Source organism: Streptomyces sp. TSRI0281 (assembly GCF_001905125.1).
In the GTDB taxonomy this organism is placed as follows: Bacteria; Actinomycetota; Actinomycetes; order Streptomycetales; family Streptomycetaceae; genus Streptomyces.
Map to the genome: position 1 here is coordinate 41,682 of NZ_LWLE01000022.1, position 16,893 is coordinate 58,574.

13 protein-coding genes and 1 pseudogene are annotated in these 16,893 nt (G+C 65.4%); 8 read left to right on the plus strand and 6 right to left on the minus strand.

Annotated features, from left to right (window positions below; genetic code table 11):
• Positions 1 to 7 precede the first annotated feature (7 nt).
• Complete coding sequence (ispH, locus tag A6A29_RS46950) at positions 8 to 847, minus strand: 4-hydroxy-3-methylbut-2-enyl diphosphate reductase (RefSeq protein ID WP_241838646.1); 840 nt, start codon at positions 845 to 847, stop codon at positions 8 to 10.
• An 837-nt stretch (positions 848 to 1,684) separates the two neighbouring features.
• Here ispH and A6A29_RS25080 point away from each other — a divergent pair.
• The 3 genes from A6A29_RS25080 to A6A29_RS25090 all read left to right on the plus strand — a co-directional run bounded on the left by A6A29_RS25080 (position 1,685) and on the right by A6A29_RS25090 (position 4,325).
• Positions 1,685 to 2,908, plus strand: coding sequence for a hypothetical protein (locus A6A29_RS25080; RefSeq protein WP_143197075.1), 1,224 nt, complete (start codon positions 1,685 to 1,687; stop codon positions 2,906 to 2,908).
• Positions 2,909 to 3,136: 228 nt separating this feature from the next.
• Positions 3,137 to 3,553: a YidB family protein gene (locus A6A29_RS25085; RefSeq protein ID WP_073723062.1), complete on the plus strand. Its 417-nt coding sequence runs from the start codon at positions 3,137 to 3,139 to the stop codon at positions 3,551 to 3,553.
• Positions 3,554 to 4,049: 496 nt separating this feature from the next.
• Positions 4,050 to 4,325 carry a hypothetical protein gene (locus A6A29_RS25090; RefSeq protein WP_073723031.1) on the plus strand — a complete coding sequence of 92 codons (276 nt, stop codon included), beginning with the start codon at positions 4,050 to 4,052 and terminating at the stop codon, positions 4,323 to 4,325.
• A 597-nt stretch (positions 4,326 to 4,922) separates the two neighbouring features.
• Here the strand turns inward: A6A29_RS25090 and A6A29_RS25100 are convergent.
• From A6A29_RS25100 to A6A29_RS25110, 3 genes are all read right to left on the minus strand, one after another.
• Positions 4,923 to 5,168 (minus strand): hypothetical protein, encoded by a 246-nt coding sequence (locus tag A6A29_RS25100; RefSeq protein ID WP_073723066.1) that lies wholly within the window; start codon positions 5,166 to 5,168, stop codon positions 4,923 to 4,925.
• A gap of 226 nt (positions 5,169 to 5,394) precedes the next feature.
• Positions 5,395 to 6,594, minus strand: a complete 1,200-nt coding sequence (locus tag A6A29_RS25105; RefSeq protein ID WP_073723068.1) for a JmjC domain-containing protein — start codon at positions 6,592 to 6,594, stop codon at positions 5,395 to 5,397.
• Positions 6,595 to 6,699: 105 nt separating this feature from the next.
• Complete coding sequence (locus A6A29_RS25110) at positions 6,700 to 7,008, minus strand: hypothetical protein (RefSeq protein WP_073723070.1); 309 nt, start codon at positions 7,006 to 7,008, stop codon at positions 6,700 to 6,702.
• Between the two features lie 558 nt (positions 7,009 to 7,566).
• Between A6A29_RS25110 and A6A29_RS25115 the strand changes: the two genes are divergently transcribed.
• The 3 genes from A6A29_RS25115 to A6A29_RS25125 all read left to right on the plus strand — a co-directional run bounded on the left by A6A29_RS25115 (position 7,567) and on the right by A6A29_RS25125 (position 11,054).
• Positions 7,567 to 8,772, plus strand: coding sequence for an ISAs1 family transposase (locus A6A29_RS25115; RefSeq protein WP_073723072.1), 1,206 nt, complete (start codon positions 7,567 to 7,569; stop codon positions 8,770 to 8,772).
• Positions 8,773 to 9,030: 258 nt separating this feature from the next.
• Entirely contained in the window at positions 9,031 to 9,717 is a 687-nt protein-coding gene (locus tag A6A29_RS25120; protein ID WP_143197076.1) for a hypothetical protein, read from the plus strand.
• Positions 9,718 to 9,722: 5 nt separating this feature from the next.
• Positions 9,723 to 11,054 (plus strand): hypothetical protein, encoded by a 1,332-nt coding sequence (locus A6A29_RS25125; protein WP_073723090.1) that lies wholly within the window; start codon positions 9,723 to 9,725, stop codon positions 11,052 to 11,054.
• Between the two features lie 162 nt (positions 11,055 to 11,216).
• Here A6A29_RS25125 and A6A29_RS25130 read toward each other — a convergent pair whose 3' ends face one another.
• A complete protein-coding gene (locus tag A6A29_RS25130) occupies positions 11,217 to 11,648 on the minus strand; it encodes a hypothetical protein (protein WP_073723076.1) in 432 nt (143 codons plus the stop codon).
• Positions 11,649 to 13,174: 1,526 nt separating this feature from the next.
• A pseudogene (locus A6A29_RS25135) lies at positions 13,175 to 13,521 on the minus strand (helix-turn-helix domain-containing protein); the annotation flags it as partial.
• A gap of 455 nt (positions 13,522 to 13,976) precedes the next feature.
• On the opposite strand from A6A29_RS25135, the gene A6A29_RS44960 reads away from it, so the two are divergent.
• Both A6A29_RS44960 and A6A29_RS25145 read left to right on the plus strand, forming a co-directional pair.
• Positions 13,977 to 14,228: a hypothetical protein gene (locus A6A29_RS44960; RefSeq protein ID WP_073723078.1), complete on the plus strand. Its 252-nt coding sequence runs from the start codon at positions 13,977 to 13,979 to the stop codon at positions 14,226 to 14,228.
• Positions 14,229 to 14,230: 2 nt separating this feature from the next.
• Positions 14,231 to 16,885 (plus strand): class III lanthionine synthetase LanKC N-terminal domain-containing protein, encoded by a 2,655-nt coding sequence (locus A6A29_RS25145; RefSeq protein WP_158074469.1) that lies wholly within the window; start codon positions 14,231 to 14,233, stop codon positions 16,883 to 16,885.
• Positions 16,886 to 16,893 lie beyond the last annotated feature (8 nt).

Here is a 16,893-nt window from a genome sequence, read left to right on the forward strand (position 1 = left end):
TTCTTCCTCACTGCGGCGGGCGGTGCGAAGTGGGTGTCCTCGGTCGTGGTGATCCGTTCCCGCACGGTGAGGGGCCCAGCCCAGCCAACGCCGTGAGGGTCTCCTGGACCAGGGCGGGCGGAGCGGACGCACCAGCGCTGAGCCCGACCGTGGCCACGTCCCGCAGCCAGGCCGGCCGGATACCGGAGCAGTCCTCGATCAGGTGGGCCGGTGTGCCCGCCTTGCGAGCCAGTTCCACGAGCCGGACCGAGTTGGAGGAGTTCTCCGATCCCAGGATCAGGACGAGGTCCGACTCCGCAGTGACGGCTTCCAGGGCATGCTGGCGATTCGTGGTGGCGTAGCAAATGCCCTCCGAGCCCGGACCGCGGGCCTGGGGGAAGCGTTCCTTGAGTGCGGCGATCGTCGCCCGGGTCTCGTCCACGGCGAGCGTGGTCTGCGTCAGGTACGTGATCCTCGACGCGTCCGGCAGGTCCAGGCCGTCGACGTCCTGCGGACCGCCGACGACAACGGTGGCGTCGGGGGCCTCGCCATAGGTGCCCTCGACCTCCTCGTGACCGGCGTGCCCGATGAGCACGATGCTGCTGCCCCGGCCGGCGAAACGGCGTGCCTCCGCGTGGACCTTCGTCACCAGCGGACACGTCGCGTCCACCACTGTCAGATTCCTGCGCTCTGCCTCCGCGCGGACCTGCGGGGAGACACCGTGGGCGGAGAACACCACCAGGGAACCGGCGGGAACCTCGTTCAGTACCTCCACGAACACCGCCCCACGCTCCACCAGGCCCGCTATGACGTGGGTGTTGCGGACGATCTGCTTCCGCACGCCCACCCGGCCCGTGCCGCTGCTCAAGGAGTGCTTCGACGACCTCGATCGCCCGCTCCACCCCGGCGCAGAAGGACCGCGGGGAGGCCAGCAGTACCGTCCTTGGCTCCATGACCCGCGCCCAGGAATCCGCTGCCGCCCCCACCGCCGGCCGCAGGCCCTCCTCCGAAGCCACCGCCACGGCCGCACCGCCGGAGCTCTCCGCACCGCAGGCTTCCCCGGCCGGGTGTGCGCTCTCTCCGGTGCGGGCGACAGCCGCCCGGAACGAACTGCCCGACCCCTCCCGCAGCAAACGAACCGCACCCGTGACAGACGAATGGCCCGCGGCTCCGAGTGCCCCCGCGACCATCGGTGCGGCAGGACAGGCCATGACGCGCCCGTCGGGCCACACCAGTTCGTCAGCCACCAGCACATGACCGGCTGGAAGCTCCGCTGGGGCGGCGGCCGGGTACCAGGAGACGGATGACTGCGACATACGTGTTCACCTCGCTTTCGGTACGGGGATCGGCACCGGCACGTCCTCGCTGCCGAGGGGGACCGCCGCGCGAACAGGGGCCGCCCCGGTTGGGCACCGGGCTTGAGGGACCGATCCGGGCGGGTACCTCTCATTCAGTACATCCCCCGAAGCCCCTTCACGTGCAGGGGTGCTGATGCCCGGATGTGCTGCGCGTGCTGCACCTGTGCGCCCTTGTGAAATGCGCCGTACCCGGATCACCCTTTGTCACGGCTGAGAACGGGGAAGCCATGTCCTCTCACCAACGCAACGCGGGACTTGCCCGATTACTTGAGGAGGCGGAATGGAACGCGACCCAGCTTGCCCACGCCGTCTCGTCGGTCGCGTCAGAACACGGACACGGCATGCCCGTGAACCGCTCGACAGTCACACGCTGGCTCGCGGGCACCCATCCCCGTCCGCCCGCGCCCGCCTACATCCTGGAAGCCCTTTCACGACGCCTGGGCAGACCCCTGGCCGCCGCCGACGCCGGCCTGACCCGCGCCCCCGCCCGTATACCGGACTGGTCCTGGGAGGCAGACCCCGTGCACCATCTGGCCAAGCTCACCCACAGCCAACTCGACCCCAGCCGCGGAAAGCTCCCCGGAGCGGAGGTCTACAGCCTCGCCGCACTGACGGTCCCGAACTGGGAAGACCTACTCTCGCGGACCACAGCCCGCCGCGCCGGCGTCATGGCCGGACGCCGCGTGGGCCACACGGAAGTCGAGGCACTGAAGAGCATGACCGTCTTCTTCGCAGCCTCCACCGGGTCCTTCGGCGGCGGACACGCCCGCACCGCACTCACCGCCTACCTCGCCGACGACGTCACCCCCTGGCTCCTCACCCACGCCAGCGAACACGTGCATACACAACTCCTCACGCACGCGGCGCAGCTCACCATCCTCCTGGGCAACATGTGCACCGACGACGGCAACAACGCCCTGGCCCAGCACTACCACCGCTCAGCCGCCCACCTCGCCGCAGAAGCCGAAGACCCCCACACCTACACCATCGCTCTGCGAGCCCTCGCCTCCCACGCACTGGACCTCGGACACCAGCAGCCCTCACTCACCCTCACCGAACAGGCCGCCGCCACCGCCGCCCGGCACTCCTCTCCCCTGGCCCAGTCCTTCACCCAGTCCCAACTCGCCCTGGCCCACGCACGCGCCCACGACCGTCCCCGGGCCTTCCTCGCGCTGCACAACGCGGAAGTCCTCCACAGCCACGCCGACCAGAATCTGTCCGACCCCTTCGACAGCTACCCGACCGCAGCCGTGCACTTCCAGCGGGCCCGGACACTGACCGCGCTCAGGGAACACCAAGAGGCAGACCGGGCCTTCCACGCCTCCCTGCGCGCACGCGCCCCAAAGGCACGCAGGGCCAGGGCACTGACCACGGCGCTCCTGGCCGAATCGCAACTCCTCCAGGGAAACCTCGAAGAATCCCTCACCACCTGGAGGCGCTTCCTGATCGACTACCCAGGACTGCGATCAGCCCGCGCCACCGCCTCCCTCACCACCATGCGCCAGGTACTGCGCCCCTACAGCACCCACCCCGACGTGGCACTCCTGACCGAGGAAGCCGCAACCCTGTGACACCACGCCGTCGGCGGTGGTCTTCGCCGTCGAACTGCACCAGCGGACCCTCGCACCTGGTCGTGGACCGAAGCGCCCGCCGGGCCGAGTTTGCGACATCCAGCTGTGCTGACCGACAATCATTCCTCGTGGCGGCAGCAGCAGTTGCCGCCCGTCATCCGGACGGAACCCGCCCCCACAGGGCGAGGCTCTCGTGTTGCATTTGGATTTATGGGAGGGATATCCCGAATGGGCGACTCTGTAACCAACGACGTCGGCGCGAGCGGGCAACCGACGACCCTGACAATCCCGGCCGAGAGCCTGGTTGATGCCGGACTGGATTCGCAGATCCAGTCGTGGATCAGCGAAGGCCCCAACGAGCCAGTCACCGCCGATCAGATCGCAGCGGCCGTCGGCGGGGACCAGCTTGCCCAAGCCGCCGAAACCCTCGGCAAAACGCCCGATGACCTGGCCGCGGACCTCGCCGCCGAACTCCCCGGACTCGTCGACGCCGCCGCGACCGACGAAGCGAACGCGCAGGGCAAGACACCTAGTGTCCAGATCAACCTGCGTGCGTTCACCCTGATCGCGCCGAACACCGATCTGACTCTCCTCGACGAGCTGCCGATCGACGGTCACGCGACACTTCAGCTCAAGTACATGTAGAACACGGCCCCGGGAGCATGAAGGCCCCGGCCCCGAAAGGGAGGCCGAGCAACTGTACCGGGACGGACCGGCCGGTGGACTGGCAACGCCACTACACCGCCCTGGTATGCCTTGCGAAGACCAGGAGCACGCTCGGGAAAGTGACGGCCGGGACGGCCGTCCACGGCATGGACGCGGGGGCGGTGGCTGACCACCACACAGCGGCAGGACCGGGACCGGCTCGCCCAGGAGCAGCGCGAGACCCTCTGCTCGGGGTGGAGCGGGCGTGACACCGGCCGCGGCCGGAGGTTGAACCCGCCGGACACGTCACAGTGCACTGAGAGACCCCGGGCATCATCGCCCGGGGTCGCCTGCTGTCAGCGCACTTGCGGCCGGACCGCACCAGAGACCCCAGGTATCGGCGCCCGGGATCCTGCGTTCGAATCAGGCACTTCACGGGCCGCTCCGGACGTTGTGCGGGGAAGAGCACCCAGCACCGACCGGAGGAACCATCCATATGCAGAACAGGGCCGAGCCTGCGGTCGCCCGGAGCGACTGGTACGTACGGGCCCGCGTCAGGATCGTCCGCGACTACACCGCCGTCACCGCGGCCCCGCCCGTCCAGCGACACTTCACCCAGGGCGAGGAACTCACCCTCACCCAGTGGGGCACGGCCGGACATCCCGTCAGCGACGACTGGTGGACAACCCAGAACACCAACACCGCCCACACCGTCCCGGGCGACCACGCCACCATCCTGAGAATCATCGACGAGACATCACCCGCCGGATAGACCCGGCGAAGCCGCGGTTCCGAAATCAGGCGGAATGGAGACCGGTGTCCACCAGAGTCCCGCCGGATCCGTCGGTCATCCCCCACTTGCAATCTCAATCTCTTTGCAAACCCTCCAAGTACCCGCTCCCGGCAGGACACCGGTCCGGCTGAGGGGTGTGGGTCTCCAGCACCAAGAGCCGACGCGACCGGCTTACCCGGGAGCAGCGCGAGGTTGTCGTACAGCTCTCCTCGTTCGCGACGCGACGGGACAGCAGTCGGCGGGCGTCCTCGTCGATTGCGACGCAGAGGTGGTGGGTTTTGCCTGCATCGATGCCGGCCCAGATCACTGTCATGTGGTGCCTCCGCGCGGTGTGGTTCTGCTGCCTGCCACGGACGACCTCGCTGTCGATTCCCTACTCAGCGATCATTCGCAATTCCTAATTGGCAGCCGAGTCGTCGTGGGGCGCCGAGCGGCCAATCAATGAGAGCCACAAGCGGCAGAGCCTTTTGAACCACACCCGGCACCCCTGGGCGGGTCAACCATACGAAGGGCTCACCCCACCATTTGCGCGGTGCCGGGCCAGTCACGGCGACGCCACATCCCGCCCTACAAAGGTTACGACTCATCGAGTTTGAGTATCGTATCAAGTTCCGGATCAGGAGACTTGTACCGGGCCAAGTCAGCCTCGGTGACGAAAAAGCGCTGTCCGGTGCTCGGATTCTGCAGAATGGCACCGCGGAGTATGTCGTGCCCGGGGAGGAAAACGTGCTTCTTGATCTGTATCGACTCGCCTCCGTACGCGAATTTCTCCCCGTCAGGGATCACGAAAGTGTCTGAGGCGTGAGCAGTGATATCTTCCATGAGGCACCTCGCTGAGAAGCTCTCTAGGTCCAGCGAACGTCTTCGCTTGCTGAGGCCCTGGTTGCGGCCTTACTGCAGGATATACCTTGATGGCTATCCGCGCTGTCCTGCGGGGGGTGACGCCAGGACTACGCCTAGGTCCGCGAACCGGCGGCGAGGCCTGGGACCAGGTAATCGTCGGTGAGCCCGTCGTCGTAATTGCGCCTGCGCGTTTTGGTCGACACTCTCACTGCGTTGGGCCATCCATCACCCCGAGCTCAACCACTCCCTCAGAAAGAAGGCGCCGCAGAAGTGTCAACCTGCCTTCGTCATCCAGGTTCGCGGCGAGGTCCTGGCCTGTGATCAGGCCGGCGTGCAGAAGAATCTCCAGAGACGGACAAACGTAGAGTGGAAATGCGATCGATTTTGCCCCGAAATGAAGAACGACCTCACTGGAGCGTTGTTCGAGTTGCGCGGCGACCCCCTTGGAGATCCGAACAGCCGTCGTGAGTGACATGGGGGACGGCTCGACCAGCGCCCGGAACCGGCCCCTGCGCAGGTTGGCCTGATGCGCGGGAACTCGCGGCTCCCTGGTGGCGAGGGCTGTCATGTGCGGCGACAGCCTCGCGAGCAGCTCATGCAAGTCATCGTCGACTGTGGACGGGGAGGCGGAGATGACGGAGCGCCTCAGGAGCGCGTCCGCGCTTTCGGCCCGCGCGACCGCCTCGCCTGCCAGATCGGCCCAGGTGTAGGAGTATATTCCCAAGGTGATATGCAGGGAGTGAGAGTTTTCCGTGGCCCCCTCGTGCAGCAACCCTCGAGGGATGTACAGAGCGTCACCGGCCTTGAGCGTGAATTCGTCCCAAGCCGCCGTGGACATCGGATCTGAGGAGACGTTGGGGCTTCGAGGCGTGGCAAGGAACTCCAGCTCTTTTTGCAGCCCCCACCTCTTTCGACCTTCGGACTGCAGTAGGATCACGTCGTGGGTGTCAGCGTGCGCCGAGAACCCTTGAGAGTTCGGTGGTGTGATGTACACGTTGGCTGCAACCGGGGCGCAAAAAACCCTTGCCAGTTCATTGCAGAGCGCAGCAAGTCGCTCATTGCACTGATGCGCCTGGTTCAAGGTTATGGTGCCTCCGCCGGCGTACAGGTCAAGAATTTTTTCTGTATCGAATGCGACCAGCCCTCCTCGCTTCGGCGCTGAGTACTCATCGGCTGATATCGGATGACCTCCCATGCTCATCTGGATGAAGCCCTGGAATCGTGGCCCGGAAACCGACAGTATCTGGTCGACGTCGTCGAAGGAGAAGAGGTCCCGGCAGTGACTTGTCATTTCCGGGTTATGCTCGCTACGGGAAAGGAAGCAGCAACGCTCGAAGTACCGTTCCATAAATGCCTCGAAGGAAATTGCCATCAGCTTGTCGAACGAGGGTGAGGTGCGCTTCATTAGGTTACCCGATCGTCGCCACGCGGAACGGTGCCCGTCAGCGCATCTCAGTGCCCGGCTCAACTTGTCGAGCGTTTTGAACCGGGCACTGAGATGGTTCGAGCTTCAGAGCCAACTGATATCGATTCCCTTGAAAGGGTTCCAATCGCTGTCACGTGGCCGCCGCTCGTCTTCGGCGGTATACGCGGTATACGCATTGGCCCTCTTCACCTCGGCCGCCAGTATGGCGACAAGATCCCGGAAAACCTCTGCCGGGACCTCTATGTGTTCGTCGCGGCCGGACTCGGTGACCCTGAGTGCTGCTTCCAGGAAGGGCTTGGAAGATCGCAGAACGTCAGCGGCGTTGATCGCGGTCTCGCTCACCCGGATCTGATCGTCCCTCAGAGTGCGCTTCTCGCTTTGTGTGTGGACCATGACTACCTCCCACTTTTGACGGCAACGGATCTTTCAACCAAATCAAAATCAAGGAGCGAAAGTGGGGCAGTCCACCACCTGGCAGGGGCAAGGGGCAAGGGGCAAGGGCGCCGTGCAGGGCTGAGGTTCTGATTCTGAACATACCTCTGCCAGAGACCTCTCGCGACCTGAAGAAAGGATGCGGCCACGCGTCTGCGTCAGGTCTTGACGGTCCGGCCTTGCCACCATCCGACCGGCTCTGGCCACGGCTCGCACAACAAGGTGGATGGTCGTCGATCGGCCTGCCTGGAAGGAAGTTGAGCGTCAAAGCCCCCCGCGCAGCAGTCGGACGACTACGCGGCCCGGGATGGCAAGGTCAGCCGAATCCGATGTCGTCCGGCCGAAGCGAGATCCCCCTCGGGTATCAGGGGCATTGCGTGATTGGGATTGGTCCGGTCCGCCGGCCTCGTGGGTGACGTGGCGTCATGTCCGTTGTGCGGCAAGGGGCCCCGGATAGCAGAGCAGGCACGGTGCTGGTGATCATGTGGTAGTCGAGACCCATGAGAACCGAGCGAGACCGTGCCTGCCCGAACATCATCGCCCATTCCTTCCGCACTGGAGCACTCGGGCTCCCCGACTGGTTCCCTCACCTCAAGCGATGTTGCTGACCTGCGGCATTTCCTGATCCTGGTTGCTGATCCCCGCGATCCGCGAGGACGTCGGTATCCGGCCCTCGCGGTGTTGTGCGCAGCCGTCTCGGCGGTGCTGACCGGGGCCCGCTCGCTCATCGCGATCAGCGAGTGGACCACGGATGCCCCGCAGCAGGTGCTGGGCGTCCTCGGCTTCGCTGCCGATCCACTTACCAGTCTGCGGCGGGTGCCGCACGCCGCCACCGTGCGCCGCCTGCTGCAGCGTGTGGACGGTGACGCGCTGGACGCGGCGATCAGCGCGTATATGCAGGCCAGAACACCGCCCTCGGCCAAGCCCGGGGCGGAGAAAGGGCCGGTGCGACGGGTGATCGCGGTCGACGGCAAGGCGGTCCGCGGCTCGCGCACCGCAACGGCCGCAGCGATCCAGCTGCTGGCGGCGATGGACCACCACGGTGTGGTCCTGGCCCAGCGGCAGATCGCTTCTAAGAGCAACGAGATCCCCTCCTTCGCGCCCTTGCTGGACGCTCTCAAGCTGGAGAACACGGTGGTGACCGCCGACGCCCTGCACACCCAGCACGACCACGGGGCCTATCTGACCAGTCGCGGCACGCACTACCTGACCGTCATGAAGAAGAATCATCCGGGCTTGTACGCCCAGGTCAGGAAGCTGCCCTGGCGGGACATCCCGCTCGGGCACCGCACTCGCGACCACGCGCATCACCGCGACGAGATCCGCCGCCTCAAAGCCGCCGCGTTCAGCCACCTCGACAACCCCGGCGCCCGCCAGGCGATCCAAGTCCTCCGGTGGCGACGCGACTTGAGCACCGGGAAACTGACCATCGAGCGCGTCTACCTGATCACCAGCCTGAGCGTCTTCGACGCCACCTGCACCGAGCTCGCCACCTGGATCAGAGGCCACTGGGGCATCGAAAACCTCCTGCACCACGTCCGCGACTGCACGTTTCGCGAGGACGACTCCAAGGTCCGCACCGGCGCCCTGCCCCGCGCCATGGCTTCCCTGCGCAACCTCGCCATCAGCATCTTCCACCAGGACGGCCAGACCAACATCGCAGCCGCCCTCCGCCACACCGGCCGCGACTACCACCGGCCGCTACGAACCCTCGGCCTCACGTGACGAACCCAGACAGACCTCGATCATGCAATGACCCTGGTCTCGCAGGCGAACTGCTTATCTCAAGACTTCTCAAAGGCCTTGAGCAGTGGATAGCGTGGGGCAGCCTCCACGAACCCAAATGCGTGAACCAGAGCCGCGCCACTTTGATCTGCGGCGTGCCGCACAGCATTCCGTAGCGGCTTCCCTCTTGGATTGGAGTCGTGTCGCGGCTCGGCACCCGCTTGGCCAACCTGATCGCCCCAACCAGAGGAGAAGAAATTGGGCGCACAACAATCCACTGCGATGTCCCGTGCTGCGACCGTGCGACGTATCGACGCACTGTTCCAGGCCATGGAGACGGACTTTCTCCTGCGAGAGCAATTCATCACTGGTCCGACCCAGATGTTGATGGAGTATCTTGCGGGCCCCTCCGTTTCGCGGGAACAAGCGGCCCTCACAGACCGGCTCATCTACTCGGTTTTCGCCAGCCCGAAGCTGCTGCAGTGGTTCGAGGAGTACGCGCACCGTCACACAGACAAGGACAAGATGCCTGCTGGGAGTCAGTTCCTGGCCGACTTCTGTGAGGCGACTGTCAGCCATGGTGGCCGAGACGTCGTGTCCACCTTACTGGAAGGATGTGTGGCAGAAACCGGAATCTACGGACTCACCGATGAGTTGCTGCACTACTTCATTAACCTCCCTGTCGCGCAGACACTCTGCGGTGACAGGGCTGGCAAGCAGGACGCAGAACCGGGGGAGGGCCAAGAGAACGTCGGCCTGATGGCCCGAGGCAAAACCCCGTTCGTGACGGATATGACCTGGAAGACTTGGTACAAAATCCAGTCGGCGGACGATGAGCAGGCATTCAGTGCACGCTTCGCGCCCCCATACGTCGCAGTGACCCTCAACGGTCTGGCCCGCTACGCAGTGGAGCTCCAGGCACACGACGCCCTCCGGCTCGGGTGATCTACATGGGCACGCCGTGGGACGCCGGATCGGCGGTCGCCCGCGCGAGGGAGACTGTCAACGCCAGCCGTGCGGAGGAGGAGGTGCGCCTTCTCAGCAATGCCCTCCAGGTCGACCCCCAAGGCTGGGTGAACCAACGCGAGTTGGCGCTCTTGCTGGGAGCCTCGGAGCGCTGGGACGAGGTGCTGCCGTTGTTGCGTGACGAACTGTGCACGGGTGCCGACGGCTTGCTGTGGGCGACGGAGGTGCTCAATGCGGCTTTGGAGCACTGTGACTTCGCGCTCGCAGAGGGGTTCGCCTCGCTCTTCGCCCAGCTGCATTGGGGCGCTTCCTCGGATCCCGCCAAGCGCCCAACAATACCACTGAGCGTTCCCAAGTTGCGGCACGACATCGAGCAGATGTACTACCTCCAAGGCCTGGGCGTGTTGGGCACGGAGTACAGCCGGGTCATCGACGCCTACCAAGCTGTGCACGACCGGCTGGTGGCTAAAGGCCCCGACGCTCAGGAGCCCCTCGACTCCGATGCCAACCCCCGCATCGCCGACACCTATAACCGACTGCTGCATGTACGCAACACACCGCGCGTGGCGCGTGCCCTGTCCAGTCGCTGGGATCCCGCAATCGTTGAAGAGCAATACTTGGCAAACGCACCCGGCGTAGTGTACGTAGATGATTTTCTTACCGAAGAGGCATTGGGTGAGCTATACCAATTCTGTCTGGAGTCGACAGTTTGGTTCGGCAACCGCTACGCCCACGGTCGGCTGGGCGCACTCATGCAGGATGGGTTTATCTGCCCCTTGCTCATGCAGATTGCCGAGGAACTGCAAATCGCCCTACCTCGGCTCATCGGCAACCAATACCCGCTGCGCCAAATGTGGGGCTTCAAGTGCGGCCCCCAAGTACCCGCTGACGTCACCACGCACGCGGACTTCGCCGCTGTCAACGTCAACTTCTGGGTGACCCCGGACAGCGCCAACACCGACGAGCATTCAGGCGGCCTGGTGGTGCACAACGTTGACGCCCCCTTGTCCTGGGGCTTCAGTACATACAACGGCCGCCAAGACCTTATCCGGCCGTTCCTGCAAAGCCGACAGGCCCGCAGCATGACCATCCCCTACCGGCAGAACCGAGCGGTAATTTTCAACTCTGACCTCTTCCATGCCTCGGATGTCATCCGTTTCCGGCCTGGTTACGAAAATCTGCGCATCAACGTCACGATGCTCTACGGCGACCGCGAAGAGGAAGCACACCATCCACAACTGTCTGGCTCCGAAGCAGTAGGTGGCAGACCGGCCTGGAGGTCGGCGGCCTTCACTCGGGTGAAGTCGAGAAGATGACCGGTCACACCAACCACCCCAACGACCAGGCCCACCACACCGGAGCAGTGGAGCCCGGCGCCCACCCGATGCGACACTCGGGCTGTCGACCTGCGCACCCGCAGCCAACCAAAGCGAAACGGTCCGCCGACTCCGTCGGCGGACCGTCAAGAAAGATCGAGGCTAGGAGTCCTCGGGCGCGTGCTTGTATAGCCAGAGGTAGGCGCGGCGCTCCTCCGGTACCACCATCGCTACGATGCAGATCGGACTGCGCCCCAGGCCCACCTGGTGATTGGCCACTGTCGACGTCACAGACCAGTCCTGCTCAACTTCCCTGATCTCGTCCGCGAGCACCCGCACCGGATCGTGCAGAAACCCCTCGAACGGCTCACTGCCGGTCTTCCATTCGCGCCAGTACATGCTCCACGGCTCGTCGCGGATTTCCTTCGAGACATCGTCGATCTTCGTCCAGAGCTCGGTCTTGTTCGCTGTTGCCATGTCTTCTCCCTGTCTGAAGCTGGTAATACGCAGCAGTTCCCGGGCGGTGCCGGCCGTAACCGACGATGTGCCGATTGACATCCGGATGGACGCGACTTGGGCGCCGGAGGCGTCCATCAGGGCGGCGCCTGTCCGCGTTCGACACCGCACTCCGAGCCGGTGACAGTTGGGCGCCGCATACTTTTTTAGCCCGTTGAAAACTGAACTTGATCCTTGAACTCATCGTTACTTCAACCTGGTCTCTGACGCGCGCCGCTTCGCCCGCGAACTCCCGCCCACCTTGCGCCTGCTGGCTCGGACCGACCCTCCGGGAGATCCCCAGGTCGTCGCCTACGGCGTCCCGGTCGCGGCGGAAGCACGTCACCGGGCGGGAGGTCCGGGCACGGGCGGCGGCCTCATCCACGTCAGGTGTTGGCCACGTGGCCTGGGGATGGGTACATCGTTGTAGGCGAGGATGCTGCGGGCTTCCTCCCACTGAGCATTTTCAGCGTTGCCTCTCCAGGGTGAAGACGGCCTTGGCGACCGACGTCATGCGGTTCGGGCTGATCCACCGCTACAACACCCGACGCCGACACTCACGCCTCGGACAACGACCATCGATCGCTTTCGAGAACACCCTCCAACACACACCAACTACGCTGGTACCAGCCGCATAACCCGTGTTCAGGATTCGGGGTCAAGGCCCCTCGACCGCCGCACCAGCTGACCAAAGCCGCTGAGCCATGTCTCAGCGGCATGTTCTTTCTCGGGCAGCTGCGGGCCGCCCTTGCCGAGACGTCACCGGCTTACCTCTCAGCTGTGCGGTTATGGCCGTCTGGACGCGTCGTTGGCGCTCATCGGCAAGCAAGCAGCAGGCATGCGGCTCACGAGGCGTGCCGGAAGACGGTCACCGGGGCCCACACGTACGGCATCAACCATCTGGCCCAGGCCCGGCTGCGGGGCTAGGTGCTCTGTGAATTACTAGAGGAATATCGTTGCGTAGGGATATGCAACGAGCCGCCTGGGAGTCGCCCGATCTTGGGCCGCCAGTTTCAGCGCGCAGCGCCGCATCACGCCAGCGTTGACTCGATGGAAGGAGTGATCGCCATGAAAGGTCGAACAAGGCTTCTGCGCTCATCTGCAAATGCTGTCGAAATCAGCGGCGAATACCGGCGATGAACTGCCGTCGGATCTTGATGAAGCCGGGAAAATGACGCTGGGCGCCTTCGCTTGAAGGAGTCATCGAGATGGTCCACACAGCAGAACGGGAATGAAAGAGGTGCCACCATGCCAGAGCAGCCGTCGCCAGAAAATATGAACCTTCTCCACTTGGAGGCGGTCTCACTGAAGCGATTTGCATTTGTCGCTCGAGCGATCACCGAAAATGGACTATGGGATGAGGTGCTAGAGCACCTCAAAGACAAGGGGTGCCACTCGATTGTGGTGAGCATTGAGCCGATCCGATCCGCCCAAGCCATGTTGCGTGAGCGGAGATCCGCAGACGCGGATCAGGAGTCCCAGCCGTCCAGAACTGAAGCCGCGACCCCTGAGCAGCGCCTCAACCAGTTCATGGAAAGCGTCACGTGTGGCCCGAAACATCCGCCATGGCCTCCGTGGCGCGAGTCAAGCCGTGACCAGAACGGCACGGCCACATCCTCACAGCGGGAGTAGTCGGCGCGGCTGTCGCCGGCCCTGTCGCACTCTGCGAGGGTGCCGTCGATCAGGACGTAGTCGGGGTCGACTTCACGGAGCGCGCGCAGCAGGCCGGGCGCGCGCTCGGGAGCAGGCCGATCACCGCAGCGGTGTAGGCGTGGGCAGTGCCGACAGAGATACCGAAGTCGGCGACGAGCTGGGCGAGAGTGTCGTGTGGGCGCAGGTACACCAGACCGACCAGAGCACGCTGGTGCGGCGGTAGGTTGCAGCGGCGGTCACCCTCGCGGGTAACGATGAGCATGGTGACCCACCCGGCCAGGGCGTGCGGCAGGTCGAGTGCGGCAGAATACGGAACCAATGCGGCTCCTGTGCCTGTGGGTGCAGACTTCGAACGCCTCCCCCAGCGGCGCGGGAGCCTCGTGCGTTGCGCACACCACCAGCGTCACCCGATCAGTGGCCGCGCTGAAAACGCCCAGTGGTTGGCGGCGGTGAACCTACCTGGTGTGGTTACTGATTGACGGGGTGGTGAGAGCTGCCGTGTTGTCCGGGAGCGGTTTTCTGATCAGTAGCTGGTGACCTGGCCTGGGTTGAGCAGTTTGGTATGTGGCTGTGGCCAGGCAGTGCCGTTCCTTCAGCAGCTGTGGCGGTCCAATCCGTAGCCGCATCACCCAAGTAGCGGTGAGGCGGGACCCGGCGCAGACTAGGGACAGGGGAGAACGGAAGGTATAGGCGCGGTGGGGATCGCTGCGGGGGGAAGGTATCGGTGGTGGCGCTGTCGCGCGAAGGTAGTGTTATTCCCTGTCGGAGGCAGCCATGACCGAAGACGTCGCTGCTGTCAGGCTTCGCCTGGTAGAGGTTGTTGCGAAGGCCGAAACCGATGATGCGTTCCGAAGGCGCTTGGCAGAGGACCCCGGGTCCGTCTTCGCCGAGTACCAGATTCCCGAGAACGCGGTCGAGGAGTACTCCCGGGCAATCGCCCAAGCGCGAGAGGGCGAGTGTAGCGATTTTACCTGCTTCTCCTCAGAATGCGGACCTACCTGCTACGTCACGGTCTTTACCCTGTGACGATGGCACGGAAAGCCGCCCCGATGCTGGCTGATCAGCCCGAGCCGTGGCTACTTGACACCGTCGTGGAAGCGGTCGGCGGCTGGCAGTCCGACTGGCGGATCGTGCCGTCCCACGACTCGGTGCAGCCGTGGATAGCCGCCTTCCCACCGGGGGCTAACCTCCCCCGGCAGGGCTGGAAGCTTCACGTTTCCAGCTACGTCTCGACGGCCGCCGAGACCCTTCGACGGGCCCTGCCTCCCCTGGTCAGGCTGGGAGTCGCCTTCAAGGTGTTGGGATCCCTCTCCTGGCTCGAACGGCTCAACCGCGGGGCGGCAGGAATCTCGCAAGTCGGAAAGTTCATCACCGTCTATCCGCACGACGAGGATTCGGCCCTTGAGATCGCGGCCTCGCTGGCAGCCGCTACACGGGGGATGCGCGGTCCCCGAATCCCGTCGGACCGCTCCTACGCGGATGGGAGTGTCGTCTTCTACCGCTATGGCGGGTTCGACGGCACCCGGATGCAGACCCTGCTCGGCGACATCGTCCTCGCCGTGCTGGATCCCGACGGCCGTCTGGTCCCGGATCTCCGGGAAGCGACCCCCTCGGTGCCGGAGTGGGCCGACGACCCCTTCCGCAGGAACGGCATGGGCGCCTCGCCCGCATCAGCGAGAACGATGGCAGGCCGGTACCGGCCCATCATGACCTTGGCACACTCACCTCGGGCCGTGGTCCAACTGGCCCTCGACCTGGCCACACCGTGCGGGTGCATCCTGAAGCGCGCCGCGAAGCGACCTGTGAGCCAGGGCAGCGAGGCTGGCGACGGCGCCGCAGCGCTGCGGCGCGAAACGGCCGTGCTCCTCAGGCTCTCCGGACGGCGGGTGACCCCGGAGGTCCTCGATGTCGTCGAGGACGATGACGAACTGATCCTTGTCTTGGAAGACCTGGGCGGGGAGACGCTCGACCGGCACGTGCGGGGACTCGCCGGATCGGGTCATAGCTGTTCCACCGCTCGCGTGGTGGAGCTCGGAGCCGCCATCGCGGATGCACTGTCTGTGCTCCACGAAGCCGGCCACGTGCACGGGGACCTCAAGTCGGCCAACATCATGCTCCCGGCGGACGGCCCAGTACGGCTCATCGACCTCGAGCTGGCCCATGCCGTCGGCGCCAGGGACCGGCCCGCCGAGGCCGGGACCCGCGGCTACCTTTCGCCCGCGTGCAGGGCGGGAGAGGCGGTGTCACCGGCCGACGACATCTACGCCCTGGGAGCTGTGCTCTACCTGTTGGCCACCGACGCCGAGCCCTCACGGGCCCCCGACCCGCACGACCTGCTGACCAGACAACTCGGACAGCTTCGGCCGGCCGTCGACGGTTCTCTGACGAAAATCGTGTCGCGGTGCCTGGACCCGGATCCCGAGCGACGGTTTAGCTCGGCGCGCGAGGTGCGACGGGCACTGCTGACGGTCGCGGAGAACCTGTCATCACAGCCACCCGCACCACCAGACGCCGTTGACCTCGACCTGACGCGGGCGACGGACTTGCTCGAACAGGCTCGCCGTTCAGGCGACTTCATCTGCGCCCATGCGGAGTTTTCCGCGCAGACGGTGACATGGCGCAGCGAATACTACGTCGGCAAGGGACTCGTGGGCCGCGACATCAACACCGGGATGGCCGGCACGGTCCTCGCGCTGGCTGAGCTGGCCCAGGAACTGCGTGTCCCGAGGCACTTGGACGTCCTGCGCGCTGCAGCGCGGACACTCGACGCCATGCCAGCCGTCCCCGGGGACCGGCCGCGCGGGCTCTATGTGGGCGAGATGGGCGTCGTCGCCGCCCTGCTGCGGGCTGGCCAAGTGCTGTCCGACGAGGAACTCGTCGAATTCGCCGTCGACCGGGCGGGGGCGCAACCCGCGGCAGATCTCGACGACTCCCCCGACCTCTTCCACGGTCTCGCTGGCCGTCTGCGAGTGCACTTGATGCTCTGGGACGAGACTGGCGACGGACGGAGCCTCGACCGGGCGGTGCACTGCGGCGACACCCTTCTGCGGCAGCGCGAGGGCGGGCACGGCACCGCACACTGGCGCATTCCGCCGGGTTACGGAGATCTCAGCGGCAAGAGCCTCCTTGGCTATGCCCACGGTGCGGCCGGCATAGCCGACGCCCTGCTCGACCTCTACGAAGCCACCGGCGCGTCCCGGTACGAGGAGGCCGCGCGCGAGGCCGCCGGTTGGATCACGGACCAGGCGATCCGTTGCCTGGAGGACCTCAGCGGGGTCGCCTGGCCCATGGCAGAAGGAGGCCGGGCACACCCGCCGTTCTGGTGCCACGGAGCGACGGGCATCGGCCGGATGCTCCTGCACGCCCGGCGCCTCGGCCTCGAACCGGACCCGACAGAGACACTCCGGCGTGTCTGTCGCTCGGTGGCCCTTGGGGCCCGCTGGAGCGGACCGACCCTGTGCCACGGACTGGCGGGTAACGCCGAGTTCCTGTGGGACGCTGGCCTGGCCCTGGACGATGGGGACCTGCTGGCACAGGCCCGTGGGCTCATCAACATCCTGCCAGCGTTCGCGGTCGATTCCCCGGACGGGCGGGCGTGGATCTCCGAGGCCCCTCGCCAAATAACCCCCGACTACTGTCGGCGACGGGTGAATCGTGACCCTCTGACAGCGGATCAAAACTGACCCACCTC

Excerpts from the sequence above, each read along its gene's own strand:
- A6A29_RS25100 (WP_073723066.1), bottom strand. The coding sequence starts at position 5,168 with ATGGAAGATATCACTGCTCACGCCTCAGACACTTTCGTGATCCCTGAC.
- A6A29_RS25090 (WP_073723031.1), top strand. The coding sequence starts at position 4,050 with ATGCAGAACAGGGCCGAGCCTGCGGTCGCCCGGAGCGACTGGTACGTA.
- A6A29_RS25125 (WP_073723090.1), top strand. The coding sequence starts at position 9,723 with ATGGGCACGCCGTGGGACGCCGGATCGGCGGTCGCCCGCGCGAGGGAG.
- A6A29_RS25085 (WP_073723062.1), top strand. The coding sequence starts at position 3,137 with ATGGGCGACTCTGTAACCAACGACGTCGGCGCGAGCGGGCAACCGACG.
- A6A29_RS44960 (WP_073723078.1), top strand. The coding sequence starts at position 13,977 with ATGACCGAAGACGTCGCTGCTGTCAGGCTTCGCCTGGTAGAGGTTGTT.
- A6A29_RS25145 (WP_158074469.1), top strand. The coding sequence starts at position 14,231 with ATGGCACGGAAAGCCGCCCCGATGCTGGCTGATCAGCCCGAGCCGTGG.
- A6A29_RS25110 (WP_073723070.1), bottom strand. The coding sequence starts at position 7,008 with ATGGTCCACACACAAAGCGAGAAGCGCACTCTGAGGGACGATCAGATC.
- A6A29_RS25130 (WP_073723076.1), bottom strand. The coding sequence starts at position 11,648 with ATGGACGCCTCCGGCGCCCAAGTCGCGTCCATCCGGATGTCAATCGGC.
- A6A29_RS25105 (WP_073723068.1), bottom strand. The coding sequence starts at position 6,594 with ATGAAGCGCACCTCACCCTCGTTCGACAAGCTGATGGCAATTTCCTTC.